Source organism: Rugamonas sp. FW305-51 (assembly GCF_058786935.1).
In genome coordinates, this window is sequence record NZ_JBYSZG010000078.1 from 1 (window position 1) to 13,995 (window position 13,995).

The window sequence follows — 13,995 nt, forward strand, 5'->3', positions numbered from 1 at the left end:
CCCCCCCCCCCCAGCGTTGTTTCAGTACTGAGCATGCCACGAATCGGCGGGAACTGCCATGGCAACGAACGTGCAGACCCGCGCGTCGCCGCGCGTTGAGAAAATAACTACTGTACATAAAAACAGTATAAAATGGCATCCAGTACTTAGCTAAGGAGCCATCGCATGTCGGAGCTGGACGTCTATTTATCGCAGTATTTCCTCGATACGGAGCAGATGGCGGCCGCGTCCGGGCTGCCTGTGGCGGCGTTGCTGACGCTGGTGCGGGAGCGGCTCGTGCCGGGCCCGTCGTATGTGGTGGCCAATGGCGCCACGCTCAAGTCCTATGTGTTTGGCGAGATGGCCGCCGGTGCGGCGAAGGAGGGCAGTTTCTTCCACCCGGCGACGGCCGTGTGGGTGGACCGGGCCATCCATGTCATCGCCGAGGTCGGACGGGAGCAGGCCGGTACGGTGCTGCGGGCCCGGTTCGCGGAGCGGATGCAGGCCGCGCTGGCCGAATTGAACGACTCGACCTGGCGCCTGCCCGATTGCTTCGCCGAAGATGGTACGGCGATCCCGGACGGCATCGCCCGGCGCTTGCAAAGCATCTGGGCGCATTTCATGCACGGCACGTTTGGCCTGTGCGTGGCCAACCCCGTGTCGGAAATGGCGATCGCGCGCAAGGAAGTTTTGCAGGAAAAACTGACGGCGCTGAGCGTGAACGGTACCCGGTTCGCCTACACGGCCGACGAGGCGCTGGCCATGCTGGACCTGATCGACGCCTTCGCCGACAGCGCCATGCCGTTCTCGCCCATCGACTACCCGATCAGCAGCCGCAAGCGCCTGGTGGACGACCTGGCCGCCCGCATCAGGCTGGCGATCCAGTCTGTAGAAACTGTTTGACCTCCGCCGCCGTGGCCGGATCGCAGCCCTCGCGCATGGCGTTCAGGCTGGCGCTGGCGATGGCGCGCCGCAGGGCAGGCCGCAGCGTTTCCTCTCCGGCGTCGGCCAGCGCGGCCGCCGACAGGCTTTCGTGCTCGGCCAGCGCGGCCACCAGGCCGGCAAGGAAGCAGTCGCCGCAGCCGACTGTGTCGCGAACCGCGATGCCGGACGGCGCCGGTAGGGTGATCGTGGCGTCGCGCGACAGCAGGATGGCGCCATCGGCGCCCAGTGTCAGCGCGATCAGCTCCACCTGGGGCAAGTCCAGCAGCGTGCGGGCCGCTTCCAGCGGCGGCTGCGCCGTCAGGCCCAGGTGGACCAGGTCTTCTTCGCTGACCTTGATCAGATGCGCATGGCGCAGCGCGCGGCGCACGCCGGCCGCGTAGGCGGGCAGGTCGTCGCAGGCCAGCGGGCGCAGGTTGGCGTCGATTGAAATCAGCGCGCCGGCTTCGGCGGCGGCGGCCACAACGGCCAGCGTTGCCTCCAGGTCTTCCGGCACCAGCGCCAGGCCGCCCGTGTGGAACAGCCGCACGCCGTTCGGCAGCGCGGCGCGCGCTTGCGCGGGCGTGATGTCGCGGTCGGCCACGCCCTGGCGGTGGAAGGCGTAGCTGGGCGACTTGTTGGCGTCCAGCGTGACGATGGCCAGCGAGGTGGGGCGGGCGCTGCGCGCCGGGCTGCCCAGCTGCACGCCCGCCTGGCCCAGCATGCGCGCGAAGCCGTCGCCAAAGCTGTCCACCGACAGCGGATTGAGGTACGTCACCCCCAGCCCCTGGCGCGCCGTGGCCAGCGTGAAGTTGCAGACGGCGCCGCCCAGCGCGGCGCCAAAGCGGCCGTCCGGCATTTCTATCATGTCCACCAGCGCTTCGCCGTAGGTCACTATCATGGTTCTCTCCTGCTTGTTTGGTTCGGGGTTGTTCGTGTTCGCAGCCGTCGTGCGTCAGGGCGCGGCGGCATGCAGTAATTTCAAAAACAGTTCGCGGTCAGGCGCGAAGTTGGCATGCAGGGGCAGCAGGGCGGCGCCGATAGCGCGCGCGTCCGCGCCGATGGCGCCACTGCGCAGCGTGGGACGTTGCACGCCTTCCCAGCTGTAGCGTTCGAGCGCCTGCCTGGTCTGTTCCATCAGGCGGGCCAGCAGGGCAGGGTGGGCGGAGCCGTCCAGCACCACTTCGTCCAGGTCCAGCAGACAGGTGCCGTTGCTGACGGCCAGTGCGATGGCGCGGGCCGCATCCTCCAGCCACGCTTCCGTGTGCGTCAGCCAGGGGTGCTGCATGGCGCGCGCGTCGTAGGCGGCGCTTTCGTCCAGGCCGGCCGCCGCGTACAGCTGCTCGAGGCTGAACAGCGATGCGGTACTGAGCAGCTGTTCCGGCGGCGCCCCGGCGCCGGACGCCAGGTGCAGCGGCATGGAGCCGAGCGCGCCCGCGTTGCCTTGCAAGCCCGCGTGCACGCTGCTGTCGAGCACCAGGCCGCCGCCGATGAAGGTGCCGACGAATATGTACAGATAGCTGCCGATGCTGCGGCCCCGGCCCGCCACCAGCTCGGCCACGCAGGCGGCCATGGTGTCCTTGGCGAACACCACCGGCACGTCGCTGACAGCCTGGATCTCGGCGCGGATGTCGAGCCGTTCCCACTGGCCGGCCTGCTGCGGCGCGCTGCCCAGCAAGGTTTGCCAGCCGCCCAGGCCCAGCGGCGCCGCCACCCCTATGCCCACCAGCCGCGCCGCCTGCAGCGGGCCAAGCTGCTCGAGCAGGCCCCGCTGCAGGGTGGCGATCTGGCCGAACAGCAGGGCGGGATCGGGATAGCGGTAAGTGATGGCGCGCCGCGCCCGCACGGCGCCGTTAAAGTCGATCAGCAGCAGGTCCAGGCTGCGCCGCCCGATCTTGATGCCGATGAAGTAAGCGCCGTCCGGATTGAGCATGATGGGCACGGATGGCTGTCCCACCTTGCCCCGCTGCGGCGCGCGCTTGAGCACCAGGCCCTGTTCCAGCAGCCGGTTGATGATGAGCGAAACAGTCTGCGTGCTCAGGTGCGTCAGCCGCGCCAGCTCGGCCTTGGCCAGGCTGCCGTGCAGGCGGATGGCCTGCAGCACCACCCGCTCGTTGAATTGCCCCATGCCGCTCTGGTTGGAGCCGCGCGGACGCAGCCAGATGCTGGCATCGGCCGGTGCGGCGCTGGCGGCGTGGGGCATGGCCATCATGCGAACTGCGCTCCCGTCAGCACGCCTTTGCGGAACAGGAAGTTGGCATACGGTTGCAGCTCGCCCGTCTGCACGATGGCGTAGGCGCGCTTGACGCGCTCATAAAACGCGTGCCGTTCCACCGCCTCGCATTGCGCCGGCAGGGCCGAACCGGCCTGCTGGCACAGGGCCAGCATCTCCTGCTGCAAGGGCGAGCGGTAGCCTTCCGGCTGGTCCGAGACGGCCATGAAGTCCACCGGCCGCTCGGCCAGGTCGAGCGGGAACACGGACAGCACGGCCCTGGCGGCGCGCGCCAGGCTCACGCCCGGCAGGCGGATCAGCGGTTTGCCCTGCGCCAGCGTGACGGCCGTGAAGTTGGCGTCCACCAGTACCACGCCGTCGCCGTGGCCCATTTCGGCCAGCACCTTCAGCAGCTCGGGACTGAGCAGGGGATCGATACCTTTAAGCATGGGCCTGCTCCGGCAAATCGTTCGGGTCCTTGGCGCCCGTCATCACGGCCACCGTGTCGGACATGCTGATGTGCTTGGGATCGACCACGGCCACGCGCTTGCCCAGGCGCTGGATGTGGATGCGGTCGGCGATCTCGAATACGTGCGGCATGTTGTGGCTGATGAGGATCACGGGCAGGCCGCGGTCGCGCACGCGCCGTATCAGTTCCAGCACCATATTGCCTTCCTTGACGCCCAGCGCCGCCGTCGGTTCGTCCAGGATCACCACGTGCTTGGCGAACGCCGTGCTGCGCGCCACGGCCACGCCCTGGCGCTGGCCGCCCGACAGCGTGCCCACCGCCTGCTTCATGGAGCGGATGCCGATCTTCAGGTCCTGCATGTGGCCCACGGCTTCGGCCAGCATGCGCGGCTTGTCGATCAGGCGCAGCCAGCGGCCCAGCAGGCCGGGGCGCAGGATCTCGCGGCCCAGGAACAGGTTCTCGGCGATGGTCATGGCCGGCGCCACGGCCAGGTCCTGGTACACGGTTTCGATGCCATGGCGGCGGGCGTCGATGGGGGACTTGAAGCGCACGGGTTGGCCGTCGAGCGTCAACTGGCCTTCGTCCGGGATCACGGCGCCCGACAGGGCCTTGATCAGCGAGGATTTGCCGGCGCCGTTGTCGCCGATCACGGCCAGGATTTCGCCGGCGCGCAGATCGAAGTCGGTGCCGTCCAGCGCAGTCACGCCGCCGTAGCGCTTGACCAGGCCGCGTGCCTGGAAGATGGTCGCGGGTATCGTTGCGGTCATGATCAGCCTTTCTTGTGCGTCAGTTGGTCGGTGGCGACGGCCAGGATCACCAGCACGCCTGTTACGAGGATTTGGTACACGGAGGGCACGCCCATCAGGGTCAGGCCGTTGCGGAACACGCCGACGATCAGCACGCCGACCAGGGTGCCCAGGATGGAGCCGCGTCCGCCGAACAGACTGGTGCCGCCCAGCACCACGGCCGTGATGCTGTCCAGGTTGTCCGTCTGTCCGCCTTGCGGATCGCCCACGCCCATGCGGGCCACGGACAGCAGGGCCGCCACGCCGTAGAACAGGCCGGCCATCATGTACACGCCCAGCAGCACGCGCGAGGTGGCGATGCCGGTCAGGCGAGCCGCTTCCGGGTTGTTGCCGACCGCGTACAGGTGGCGCCCGGGCGCCGTCTCGCGCAGGAACAGCCAGGTCAGCACGTACAGCGCCAGCATCAGCACGGTGCCGTAGGTGATGGTGGTCTGGCCCAGGTGGAAGGTGTTGCCGAAGAAGGTCATCGCTTCCGGCAGGCCGGTCACGGTCTGGGCTTGCGAATAGATCTGGGTCACGGCGAAGGCAATGTTCATGGTGCCCAGCGTGACGATGAACGGCGGCAGCTTGATCGAGGTGACCAGCGCGCCGTTGATGTAGCCGATCAGCATGCACACGCCCATGCCGCACAACACGGCCAGGTAGGGATGCATACCGTAGTCCACTGCGAACTTGGTGGTGACCACCGAGCCCAGCGCCATGGCCATGCCGCACGACAGGTCGATGCCGGCAGTCAGGATGATCAGGGTCTGGCCGATGGCGATCACGCCCACCACCATGACCTGTTGCAGGATCAGTGAGAAATTCTGGCCGCTCAGGAAGCGGTCGGACTGGGTGGTGAAGAACAGGCAGGCGGCCAGCAGGGCCAGCAGCGGACCCAGTACGGTGACCGGCGGCAGCACATCTTTCAGGCGCAGTGACATGGTTTTTCCCGCGAGGGCAGTGGGCTGGGCGACGGCGGCAGGCGCGGCGGCCACGGAACCCGGGTTGAGATTGCGTTGCATGGTATTCCTTTCGGTACGGTGGGGCGGCCGTGGCCGCCCGTTTTCCTGACTGATGCCTTTAACCCTTATTTGCCCCAGCAGGCGCTCAGGCCAAAGCCGGTGTCGCGGCTAGGCACGCCGCTCTGGGCATGGTCGGTGATCAGGGTCACGCCCGTGTCCACGTAGCCGCTGACCTTCTTGCCGGTCTTGGCGTAGGTCACGCCGGCGTCCACCGCCAGGCCCGCCATCTTCAGCGGATACTGCTGCGAGGTGGCCCCGATCACGCCGGCCTTGACGTCGCGCACGCCGGCGCAGCCGCCGTCGACCGAGACGATCAGCACGCCTTTTTCCTTGCCGGCCGCTTTCAGGGCCTTGTAGGCGCCGGCCGCCGCCGGTTCATTGATGGTGTAGACCAGGTTGATGTCGGGATTTTTCTGCAGGCAGTTTTCCATGGCCGTCTGGCCCTTGCCCTGGTCGCCAAAGCTGTCGGCCATGCAGACCACGTCCGCGCTCTTGGCCAGGCCCACCGTCTTGGCATCCACGCCGGCCACGCCGAAGCCGGCCAGGAAGCCGTTGTGGCGGGCGATGCCCACCGGATGGCCGGGGAACAGGTCCAGCGTGGCGATCTTGACGGGCTTGCCGCCGAACGAGGCCTTGGCGTACTGGCCGATCAGCAGGCCAGCCTTGAAGTTGTCGGTGGCGAACAGGGCGTCGGTGGCGTTCTCCGGGTCGGCCGGGCTGTCGAGCGCGATCACCATCACACCTGCGTCGCGCGCCTTCTTGATCGCCGGCACGATGGCCTTGGAATCGTTGGGCGTGATCAGGATGACCTTGGCGCCGGCCGACATCATGTTCTCGATGGCCGTCACCTGGCCCGCGTTGTCGCCGTCGGCCTTGCCGGCCGCCGTCAGCAGCTTGGCGCCCTGCATCTTGGCCGCATGTTGCGCCCCTTCCTTCATCTTGACGAAGAAGGGATTGGTTTCAGTCTTGGTGATGAGGCCGATGACGGGCTCGCTGGCGGCGGCGTAGCCGGCTACGGATGCGATCAGGCCCATTGCGATGCAATGCTTTGCGTACATGCTGTCTCCTAAAGTTTTTTATTGGATCCCCGACCGGGTTGGTCGACGTGGCGCGATTGGTTGTGACTGCGCTGACTGAAATATAGGCCGCTTCGATTAATAAATCAATCTATTTTATTTAATCGAATCGACGTGTGGGCCAATTGACGCAATGTGGCAACAAAGCTAAGCTCGAGCCCGCTTGTGCCTTGCTTGGGCCCTGCTTGTGTCTCGCCGTGATAACCCTGGAGTGTGTGTGGATACTGTCGTTTTGCAACAATCGCTGGACCGTCTGCTGGCCTCCCTGGTGCCGGGGCGGCGCTACATGCTGGGCCTGGCCGGCGCGCCCGGCGCCGGCAAGTCCACCGTGGCGCAGCGCCTGCTGGACGCGCTGCCCGGCCGCGCCGTGGTGGTGCCCATGGATGGCTACCACCTGGCCAACACGGAGCTGGCGCGGCTGGGGCGGGCCGGCCGCAAGGGCGCGCCGGACACTTTCGACAGCGCCGGCTACGTGGCCATGCTGGCCCGGCTGCGCCGGCACGTGCCGGACGAGGTGGTGTACGCGCCCGAATACCGGCGCGAGATCGAGGAAGCGGTGGCCGGCGCCATCGCCGTGCCGCCCGACATCGAGCTGGTGATCACGGAAGGCAACTACCTGTTGCTGGACCAGGGCCACTGGGCCGGCGTGCGCGCGCAGTTGGACGCCGTCTGGTACGTCGATGTCGACAGCGAGCTGCGGCGCGAGCGGCTGGCCGCGCGCCACGTGCGCTACGGCCGCACGGCCGAACAGGCGCACGCCTGGGTGTGGCAGACGGACGAACCGAATGCCGTGCTGGTGGAGGCGAGCAAGGTGCGCGCCGATCTCGTGCTACGCTGAGAGACTGACTGCAAGTTGCCAACGGGGGCGCGATGGTGCAGACTGCCTGCTTTGTTACCACAAGGCGCTTACCCGCGCAGGAGCCGTCCCCATGCAGCAAACTCCCCCCACCGCCGACGCCGACGCTGAAGAAGTCGTCGCCGACAACCTGCGGCCGCGGGGCTCCAACCAGACCGGCATGCGCCAGTTCAACGAGCGCGTGGTGTTGCAGGCCATCCGCCTGCACGGCAGCCTGCCCAAGGCCGACCTGGCCCGCCTGACCACGCTCAGCACCCAGACCGTGGCGCTGATCATCAACCGCCTGACCGACGACGGCCTGGTGATGAAGCTCGAACCATTGCGCGGCAAGATCGGCCAGCCCTCGGTGCCGATCGCGCTCAAGCCGGACGGCGCGTTCTCGATCGGCGTCAAGATCGGCCGCCGCAGCCTGGACGTGCTGCTGCTCGACTTCGTGGGCACGGTGCGCAACCGCTATTCGCTCGCTTACCGCTATCCCGATCCGGACCAGGTGTTTCGCACCATCGCCGACCAGGTGCGCCAGATGCAGGCTTCGCTGGCGCCGGCGCTGCGCAGCCGCATCCAGGGCATAGGCGTGGCCGCGCCGCTGTCGCTGGGCAGCTGGCGTGAGCTGATCGGCATGGCGCCCGAGCAGGGCGGACGCTGGAACCGGCTCGACATCGCGCGCCAGATCGAGGCCGACACGGATCTCCCCGTGCGCTTCGCCAAGGACACGGCAGCCGCCTGCGTGGCCGAACTGGTGGCCGGGCGTGGCCGCAGCATCAAGAGTTTTCTGTACCTGTTCGTCGACACCTTCATCGGCGGCGGACTGGTGATCGACAGCCACCTGCACGCTGGCCTGCATGGCAACGCGGGCGCCATCGGCTCGCTGCCGGTGGGCATGGCGGGTACGGACGCGGGTACGCCGCCGGCGCAGCTGCTGTCGACCGCTTCCTTGCTGGGACTGGAAAACCTGTTCCAGCAGGCGGGGCTCGATCCATTGGCCGCCTACGACGAGCGGGCCACGCAAGGGCAGTGGGATGCGCACAGCACGCAATGGGTGGCGCAGGCCGCCAACGCGATCGCGATGGCCGTCACCAACGCCAGCTGCCTGCTGGATCTGGAAGGGGTGATCGTGGATGGTTCGTGCAGCCGCGCGCTGCTGGAGCGGTTGATGGCTGGCGTGTCCGCCGCGCTGGCTCGCTACGACTGGGAAGGCGTGCAGCGGCCGCAGGTGCAAACGGGCACCATCGGCCCGGATGCGCGCGCGCTCGGTGGCGCGCTGCTGCCGCTGTACGCCAATTTCGCGCCGGACCGCGACCTGTTCCTCAAGCTCGAAGCCTGAGGACAGGCCGGATCCGGCGCCTTCAACGCTGGCTTACCACCAGGCCTCGACCTGCAGGCCGGCCGACAGGCCGCTGGTGTTGTTGCCGTACACGGGGCCGCTGTTGTTGGCCGCGTTGACCAGCGGCGTGGCGGCGCCATTCCATTTGCCGTAGGTGACGAACAGGCGCAGCTCGGGACGCGACCAGTAGCTTTCGCCCATGGCGATGGCCGGAGCGAAGGTCAGCTTGGTCAGGCGCGCGGTCTGGCCCGTGCTGTCCTGCTTGAGCGTGGTCACGCCCAGTTCACCCTGCAGCTTCAGGTTGGGCAGGATGCCATACACAGGGCGCACGCCCAGCGTGGTCCAGGTATTGCGCAAGGCAATATCGTCCGCCTTGTCCTTCTGGTACACGGCCGCGAACTCCATGCTGAACTGGCGGGTAGGCTGGATCACCAGGTCGTCCAGCACGCGCACGCGCGTCACGTCCGAACCCAGGGTGGTGCTGCCCGACAGTCCCATGCGCGAGCAGCAGGCGCCGATGCCGGTGCCGGCGCCGCTGCCGTACTGCAGGCCCACCAGGTTGGCGCCGCCCAGCATCTCCTGTTTGTGGAACACGCCGGCCGCCCAGCCGCCATGGCTGTTGTCGCCCTGGCCCAAAGCTGCGCGGTCGCGGCCCTGGGCCGAGATCAGCGTCAGCGCGATATCGACCGTGCCGCCGGCGTTGACGGGCAAGCCTTCATACAGCACGTTCTGGCGAATGGCGGCCGGGGTGTTGACGATGGCGCCGCCCGCTCCGGTGGCGTTGGTGTCGTTGTCCTTGAAGACGGCGTAGCTGATGCGGCCCGCGCCCATTGGAATCTTGTCCAGGCCGCCGCCCGTGCCGTTCATGTGGATGTACTGCATGTCGAGCATGTGGATGTCGGGACGGTAGTAGTAACGCTTGCCCATCCAGGCCGTGCCGCCGCCCAGGAAGGGCAGGCCCTTCGCTTCCACATAGCCTTTCACCAGCTGCAGCTTGGCGTCGCGGAAGTCCGAGCCGGGCGAGTAGGCGTTGACCCACAAGGTGCTGACGAAGCTGACGCCGTTGTCGGCCTTGGCGATTTCCTTGGTGTAGCCGAACTCCGTGTAGGAGTCGCACTCGTTGCCGAGGCGGTAGGAGGAGGTCGGGCCGCCCAGCGCGTAGCAGCTTTGTGGACCGTGGGTGGAGCTGCTGCCGGCGCTGGCGCGCAGATAGCCGTGGAAGCCGTCCGTGTCGTTATAGGAATCGGCGTGGGCGAAGCAGCAGGCAATTGCCAGCGCCATGGGGAGGGCGTTCCGGGTCAAACGGTTCATCTTTGTCTCCTGATCATTATTTGTTGATTTGTGGGTACAGCGAGAGCGATTGTGCGGCGGCTTACTAATTAAATCAACTAGCTTTATTTAATCGCGGCATAATTACAACACGGCCGCTGTGCCGGCGTGACGGGCCAGTCCGACGGAAGGAACCGGCGTTGGCATGTGTTTGGTATAGGCGGCGCGGGTATGATGCGGATCGACGGATAAACGAGGAGGATGACCATGGAACAGCAGATCGGTTGGGGCTTGATAGGCGCGAGCACCATCGCCCGCGAGTGGATGATAGGGGCGATACGCGCCCAGCCCGGCAACACGGTGGCAGCGGTGATGAGCACTGACGCCGCACGGGGCGCGGCATTCGCGGCCGAACATGGCATCGCCGCCAGCTACACCTCGTTGGCGGCGCTGCTGGCCGATCCGGCGGTCGATGCCGTCTACATCAGCACCACCAACGAGCTGCACGCGGCGCAAGCCATTGCCGCGGCGGCGGCGGGCAAGCATGTGCTGTGCGAAAAGCCGCTGGCGCTGAACCTGGACGACGGGCGCGCCATGATCGCCGCCTGCCGCCAGGCCGGCGTGGTGCTGGCCACCAATCACCACCTGCGCAACGCCGCTTCGCACCAGGCCATGCGGGCGTTGGTGCAGGAAGGCGCCATCGGCCGTCCGCTGTATGCGCGCGTGTTCCATGCGGTGCAGCTGCCGGCGCATCTGCAGGGCTGGCGCCTGCACAATCCGGCCGCCGGCGCCGGCGTGATTCTCGACATTACGGTGCACGACGTGGACACCTTGCGCTACCTGATGGACGCGGAGCCTGTGGAGGTCACGGCGATGACGCCGCAGGCGCCGGACGGCAATGAAGTGGAGCAGGGCGTGATGGCCGTGGTGCGCTTCGATAACGGCGTGCTGGCGCAGCTGCACGACGCGTTCGACGTGCCGTACGCCGGCACCGGCATCGAGATTCATGGCAGCGAAGGTTCGCTAATTGGCCGCAACGTGATGACGCAGCGCCCGGTGGGGGAGGTGGTCTTGCGCACGGCCGCCGGCGAGCGGCTCATCGCGTTGGACCAGGTCAACTTGTATGAGCGCTCGCTGGCCGCGTTCAATGCGGCAGTGCGTGGCGCAGGCGCGCCGTCGGCCAGCGGCGAGGATGGCCTGCGCTCGCTGGCGGCCGCGCTGGGCGTGCTGGAATCGGTGCGCAGCGGCCGCCGCGTCGCCCTTGGAGCGGGCGACTAGCGGACTGTAACGCTCGAATCGGTCGTGCCTGCCGCGCCATCAACGCACATGGCCGCGTTGCAAATGCTCGCGATAGCCCGCTATCGCTGCGCTTTGCGCCTTGCCCTGCGCGCTGCTGGCACGTCCTTCACTACCGATTCTTCCGTTACAGTCCACTAGCGGCGCCAGGGTCTTACAGGCTACCCGATACGTTTACCCCGATCGTGCGCGGCACCAGGCGGTAAGCCTCCTGGAAGAACTGCACGTTGGGGCGCTGGATCACCTTGTCGTTGTTGGCCAGGTTCTTGGCGAACAGCGACACCTGCCACTTCTCGAAATTGACGCCGACGCTGGCGTCCACCGTCGCATAGGCCGGACGCTGGTAGTCGCTGTCGCCCACGTGGGCCGTGCCGTAGCTGGAACCGGTCCAGTGGGCCGTCAGCCGCGCGAAGCCGTCGGTGTTGCCGCTGATGGTGTAGCGGTACTCGCCGCCCAGCGTGGCGTTGAACTTGGGCGCGCCCGGCACCTTCTGGCCGGCCTGCGAGCCGAGCGCCTCGTTCGCTTCCACCAGGTAGGCGTTGGTGTAGCCGGCCGCCAGGTCGATGGTCAGGTCGGGCGTAGGCTTGGCCTTCACTTCCAGTTCCAGGCCCGTGCTGCGGGCCTTGCCGGCGTTGGTCTCGTAGTCGAAGGTGCAGCTCAGCGCGCGGTCGACCTGGATGTTCTTCCAGTCGATGTAGTAGACCGCCGCGTTGATGGCCAGGCGGTTGTTGAGGAAGCGCGACTTGTTGCCCACCTCGTAGCTCCACAGCGAATCGGAACCGAAGCTGGACGGCGCCTTCGCCAGACCCAGGCCGTTGAGTTCCGCGCCGCAGATCGACAGCGGAATGTCGCGGTTCTGGCCGCCCAGGCGGAAGCCCTTGGCCGCGTTGAAGTAGATCATATCGGTTGGGTCCACGTTCCACGAGACGGCGAACTTCGGCGTCAGCGCGTGGGTGTCCTCATCGTGCGGCAGCTGGACCGTCATGCCCGGCATGGCGGCGAAGTAGTTGGACGCTTCGCGCGCCAGCGAATCGGTGGCGTACAGGTCGCGCAGGCCGGCCGTCACGCGCAGGGCGGGCGAGAAGTGATAGGTCGCCTCGCCGAACGCCGCCTTTTGCGTGGTGCGGTAGTGGCGCGCCGTAAAGTAGGCGCTGTCGCCGCCAAAGGCGCCGGGGAAGGTGCCGGACATGACGGCCGGATCTTCCGCGTTCAGGCCGTACTTGGCGAACAGCGCGTTCATGCCCGGCACCGGCTCGTTGTCGTTGACGGTGGTGTGCAGGTTGGAGAAGTAGGCGCCGGCCAGCCAGGTGACGGGCGTACCGGCCTTGGCGTCATAGCCCTTGGAGGCGACGCGGAACTCCTGCGAGAATTGGCGCACCTGGTTGTTCAGGTAGACGTAGGCGGGCGTGACGGCCAGCGTGGACGCCAGCCCGGCCGGCGCGCCCGGCTGCAGCAGCGAGGCCAGGTAGGCGCTGTTGGCCTGGGTGCCGTCCTGGGTGCGGTTGAAGTCGCGCTGGTAGAAGCTGGTGACGGACACCAGGTCGGCGCGGCCCAGGTCATAGTTGATGGTCAGGCTGGGCGTGAACAGCTTGTCCTTGCCCGGCTCCAGCACCGGCTTGCTGACCTGGTAGGGCTGCAGGGCCGCGCCCGTCGTCTGCGAGTACGGATACTCGGTGGGCAGGTCGCCCGTCTTCACTTCCTGGTAGAACAGCGCCGGGGTGACCGTCAGGTCGCGGTTGACGGCCCATTTGAGCGCCATGCGCAGCACGGCGTCGTCTTCCGAATTGGTGCGGCGGCGCACGGTGGCCAGCGTATCGGGATCGACCTGGGTGATGTAGCCGCTCACGTGGGTGCTCTGCACGCCCACGCGCAGCGCCATTTCGTTGGTCACCAGCGGCACGTTGAGCACCGCGTTGACGGTGTGGTTGATGCCGCCGTGGGACGTGGAGGACAGCTCGGCCAGCGCGCTGTTATCCATCTTCTTCAGGTCCGGCTGGTTCAGCAGCACCTTCAGCGTGCCGCCCATGGAGCTGGCGCCGTACAGCGTGCCTTGCGGGCCGCGCAGCACCTCGATGCGGTCCACGTCGAAGAACTTCGGCTCCGGGCTGCCCAGGCTGTACAGGTTACGGGTGGTCATGGACACGTCGTCCATATAGATGCCCACCGTGCCCGAACCGGCCGAGGAAGCGATGCCGCGCATCTCGATATTCGACAGGCCGGGGCCATTGCCCTGGGTGCCGCCCGAGAACGAAATATTGGGCACGTTGCGGGTAATGTCCTCCAGTCCCGCGATATGCTGGGCCGCCAGATCTTCACCGCGCACGACGGACATACTGATAGGCACCTTGCTGGCGTCTTCCTTGCGTTTTTGGGCCGTGACCTGGATCGTCTGGATCTGATCGCTGCGCGCCGGCTTGGCGGGCGCGGTCGTGGCATCGTTGGAAGTGGCCGGCGTGGCAGGAATGTCCTGCTGGGCCCAGGCGGAAGCGCCAAGGGTAGCGCCGGTAGTAAAGAGGGCAGCGATCGCCAGTTGCAATCGGGTAGGTTGGATTTTCATGTAGGCAATGGGCCAGCGCGCCGGCGGCCGCAAAATTGGCAAGGGCCGTTATTGTCCTACATAGTTACTATGCAGATTTGATTGTATATACAACAATATCGCAAAACCGCCGATTTTTTTGCGCAACGCACAACCGCGAAAATAGGGACGAAAATGGGGACGCCCATTAGCCGCCCGCTGTCAAGGGACGAATTAAGGCTTCCGTGCTGGCGTGGCACAGGGTAGT

12 protein-coding genes are annotated in these 13,995 nt (G+C 66.9%); 4 read left to right on the forward strand and 8 right to left on the reverse strand.

From position 1 onward, the window contains the following. Nucleotides 1-165: 165 nt before the first annotated feature. Nucleotides 166-882 (forward strand): DUF6058 family natural product biosynthesis protein, encoded by a 717-nt coding sequence (locus AC3WOS_RS27585; RefSeq protein WP_492720393.1) that lies wholly within the window; start codon nucleotides 166-168, stop codon nucleotides 880-882. Here the strand turns inward: AC3WOS_RS27585 and AC3WOS_RS27590 are convergent. From AC3WOS_RS27590 to AC3WOS_RS27615, 6 genes are all read right to left on the reverse strand, one after another. Further along, nucleotides 848-1,801 carry a PfkB family carbohydrate kinase gene (locus AC3WOS_RS27590; protein ID WP_492720395.1) on the reverse strand — a complete coding sequence of 318 codons (954 nt, stop codon included), beginning with the start codon at nucleotides 1,799-1,801 and terminating at the stop codon, nucleotides 848-850. The two genes, AC3WOS_RS27585 and AC3WOS_RS27590, sit on opposite strands and share 35 nt — an antisense overlap. Before the next feature lie 54 nt (nucleotides 1,802-1,855). Beyond that, complete coding sequence (locus AC3WOS_RS27595) at nucleotides 1,856-3,109, reverse strand: ROK family transcriptional regulator (RefSeq protein WP_492720410.1); 1,254 nt, start codon at nucleotides 3,107-3,109, stop codon at nucleotides 1,856-1,858. Next, on the reverse strand, nucleotides 3,109-3,561 hold the full coding sequence (locus AC3WOS_RS27600; protein WP_492720397.1) for an RbsD/FucU family protein: 453 nt from the start codon (nucleotides 3,559-3,561) through the stop codon (nucleotides 3,109-3,111). Before AC3WOS_RS27600 ends, AC3WOS_RS27595 begins: the two co-directional genes overlap by 1 nt. Then, entirely contained in the window at nucleotides 3,554-4,348 is a 795-nt protein-coding gene (locus AC3WOS_RS27605) for an ATP-binding cassette domain-containing protein (RefSeq protein WP_492720398.1), read from the reverse strand. Before AC3WOS_RS27605 ends, AC3WOS_RS27600 begins: the two co-directional genes overlap by 8 nt. 2 nt (nucleotides 4,349-4,350) lie before the next feature. Then, nucleotides 4,351-5,310, reverse strand: coding sequence for an ABC transporter permease (locus AC3WOS_RS27610; protein WP_492720412.1), 960 nt, complete (start codon nucleotides 5,308-5,310; stop codon nucleotides 4,351-4,353). A 146-nt stretch (nucleotides 5,311-5,456) separates the two neighbouring features. Continuing rightward, nucleotides 5,457-6,449, reverse strand: a complete 993-nt coding sequence (locus AC3WOS_RS27615) for a sugar ABC transporter substrate-binding protein (RefSeq protein ID WP_492720399.1) — start codon at nucleotides 6,447-6,449, stop codon at nucleotides 5,457-5,459. Nucleotides 6,450-6,684: 235 nt separating this feature from the next. On the opposite strand from AC3WOS_RS27615, the gene AC3WOS_RS27620 reads away from it, so the two are divergent. Together AC3WOS_RS27620 and AC3WOS_RS27625 are read left to right on the forward strand one after the other, a co-directional pair. Further along, the gene (locus AC3WOS_RS27620; protein ID WP_492720401.1) at nucleotides 6,685-7,305 is read left to right on the forward strand and encodes a nucleoside/nucleotide kinase family protein; all 621 of its coding nucleotides are present in this window, start codon (nucleotides 6,685-6,687) and stop codon (nucleotides 7,303-7,305) included. A gap of 91 nt (nucleotides 7,306-7,396) precedes the next feature. Beyond that, entirely contained in the window at nucleotides 7,397-8,647 is a 1,251-nt protein-coding gene (locus AC3WOS_RS27625; RefSeq protein ID WP_492720402.1) for an ROK family transcriptional regulator, read from the forward strand. Between the two features lie 33 nt (nucleotides 8,648-8,680). On the opposite strand, the gene AC3WOS_RS27630 is transcribed toward AC3WOS_RS27625, so the two are convergent. Then, on the reverse strand, nucleotides 8,681-9,958 hold the full coding sequence (locus AC3WOS_RS27630; protein ID WP_492720404.1) for a maltoporin: 1,278 nt from the start codon (nucleotides 9,956-9,958) through the stop codon (nucleotides 8,681-8,683). A gap of 225 nt (nucleotides 9,959-10,183) precedes the next feature. Between AC3WOS_RS27630 and AC3WOS_RS27635 the strand changes: the two genes are divergently transcribed. Continuing rightward, on the forward strand, nucleotides 10,184-11,194 hold the full coding sequence (locus AC3WOS_RS27635; protein WP_492720406.1) for a Gfo/Idh/MocA family protein: 1,011 nt from the start codon (nucleotides 10,184-10,186) through the stop codon (nucleotides 11,192-11,194). A 172-nt stretch (nucleotides 11,195-11,366) separates the two neighbouring features. Here the strand turns inward: AC3WOS_RS27635 and AC3WOS_RS27640 are convergent, their stop codons facing one another. Continuing rightward, nucleotides 11,367-13,769 carry a TonB-dependent receptor gene (locus AC3WOS_RS27640; RefSeq protein ID WP_492720408.1) on the reverse strand — a complete coding sequence of 801 codons (2,403 nt, stop codon included), beginning with the start codon at nucleotides 13,767-13,769 and terminating at the stop codon, nucleotides 11,367-11,369. Nucleotides 13,770-13,995 lie beyond the last annotated feature (226 nt).

Bases quoted from the DNA above. Each gene is read 5' to 3' on its own strand.
- AC3WOS_RS27630 (WP_492720404.1), bottom strand. From the start codon at position 9,958: ATGAACCGTTTGACCCGGAACGCCCTCCCCATGGCGCTGGCAATTGCC.
- AC3WOS_RS27595 (WP_492720410.1), bottom strand. From the start codon at position 3,109: ATGGCCATGCCCCACGCCGCCAGCGCCGCACCGGCCGATGCCAGCATC.
- AC3WOS_RS27625 (WP_492720402.1), top strand. From the start codon at position 7,397: ATGCAGCAAACTCCCCCCACCGCCGACGCCGACGCTGAAGAAGTCGTC.
- AC3WOS_RS27600 (WP_492720397.1), bottom strand. From the start codon at position 3,561: ATGCTTAAAGGTATCGATCCCCTGCTCAGTCCCGAGCTGCTGAAGGTG.
- AC3WOS_RS27590 (WP_492720395.1), bottom strand. From the start codon at position 1,801: ATGATAGTGACCTACGGCGAAGCGCTGGTGGACATGATAGAAATGCCG.
- AC3WOS_RS27615 (WP_492720399.1), bottom strand. From the start codon at position 6,449: ATGTACGCAAAGCATTGCATCGCAATGGGCCTGATCGCATCCGTAGCC.
- AC3WOS_RS27635 (WP_492720406.1), top strand. From the start codon at position 10,184: ATGGAACAGCAGATCGGTTGGGGCTTGATAGGCGCGAGCACCATCGCC.
- AC3WOS_RS27640 (WP_492720408.1), bottom strand. From the start codon at position 13,769: ATGAAAATCCAACCTACCCGATTGCAACTGGCGATCGCTGCCCTCTTT.
- AC3WOS_RS27585 (WP_492720393.1), top strand. From the start codon at position 166: ATGTCGGAGCTGGACGTCTATTTATCGCAGTATTTCCTCGATACGGAG.
- AC3WOS_RS27610 (WP_492720412.1), bottom strand. From the start codon at position 5,310: ATGTCACTGCGCCTGAAAGATGTGCTGCCGCCGGTCACCGTACTGGGT.
- AC3WOS_RS27605 (WP_492720398.1), bottom strand. From the start codon at position 4,348: ATGACCGCAACGATACCCGCGACCATCTTCCAGGCACGCGGCCTGGTC.